This is a genomic window from Microcoleus sp. F4-D5 (assembly GCF_036704885.1).
GTDB lineage: Bacteria > Cyanobacteriota > Cyanobacteriia > Cyanobacteriales > Microcoleaceae > Microcoleus.
In genome coordinates, this window is record NZ_JAUBSX010000204.1 from 1 (window position 1) to 1,262 (window position 1,262).

A 1,262-nucleotide genomic window follows, 5' to 3' on the forward strand; every position below is an offset into this window, starting at 1 on the left:
CTTCCCTTTCATTTATTATCAAAGTTTTCTATTTTACCATAGAAATCCATATTTACATCTCAAATGGAATTGCTATATATTTCAGGGTATTTTGTCCCCCCTCAAGAAGTAACTGTTGAATCATCGTCTTAAGCTGTTTGAGAGATACGGGTTTGGCAAGGTACTCTGTTGCACCTGCTGCCAAACATTTGTCGCGATCGCCTGCCATAGCTAAAGCTGTCACCGCAATGATTGGCATATTCTTCAGGGTGCGATCGGCTCGAATCTGACGGATCGCTTCCAAACCATCCATTCCCGGCATTTGAATGTCCATTAAAATCAGGTCGGGCTGTTGTTGGGCTAAATTGATTGCTTCCTGCCCATTTGTTGCAACAATTAAACGAAAACCACAACTGGTGAGATAAGCTGCGAATGTGTCAGTATTTGCTGGGTTATCTTCTGCTAACAGAATCAGAGGTTGGGCTGGCAATAAACCAGTAACCGTGGAATCTTGAAGTTGCAAGGGCTGTTCTAATGGCAACGTTCGTTCCAGTTGCATAGCTTGCATCTGCGTGAAGTCAGAGCAATTTGGACTTGGCAGCGTAATGGTAAATCGGCTTCCTTGACCAACCGTACTGACGACACTAACAGTTCCTTGATGCAACTCAGCAATTTGCTTGACCAGCGCTAAACCTAAACCCGTACCGCTGTATTTACGATTAAAACTGCTGTCAATTTGTACGAAGGATTGAAATAGTTTTGGCAGATGTTCTGGAGCAATCCCAATGCCTGTATCAATGACGCTAAATCGAATGATTTGTTGAGTATGTTGGTGAAGCCTATCTGTAGAAAATTCGCGGCTCACCTCCAAAATAACCTGTCCTTTTTCTGGTGTAAATTTGATGGCATTGCTTAGTAGATTGATCAAGGCTTGCCGCATTCGTAGTTCATCCACATCAATCTGACCAATGTTGGTGGGAATACGAGTTTCCAGTTTGATTGCTTTTTGATAGGCAACTTGCTTGATAAAGTTCAAACTGGAATTGCACAGTACCTCGATCGAAGTGGGTAAAATATATAATGCCATCTTGCCAGACTCAATTTTTGCCAGATCGAGAATGTCATTGATCAGCGTCAGCAAATGGTTTCCACTTTGGGAAATTACCTCAAGGTATCGGTGCTGTTTTGCATTTAGCGACCCATAGATCAATGGCACTGAAAAAGTGAGCAAAAAAAAATCTGTAAGGCAAGATATACATAGATAATTGCCTTACAAACCAAAA

The 1,262-nt window shown here is 41.9% G+C and carries 1 protein-coding gene; it reads right to left on the reverse strand.

The window, feature by feature from the left end:
* Window positions 1-52 precede the first annotated feature (52 nt).
* Window positions 53-1,195, reverse strand: coding sequence for an ATP-binding protein (locus tag QUA80_RS33615; RefSeq protein WP_333429219.1), 1,143 nt, complete (start codon window positions 1,193-1,195; stop codon window positions 53-55).
* Window positions 1,196-1,262 lie beyond the last annotated feature (67 nt).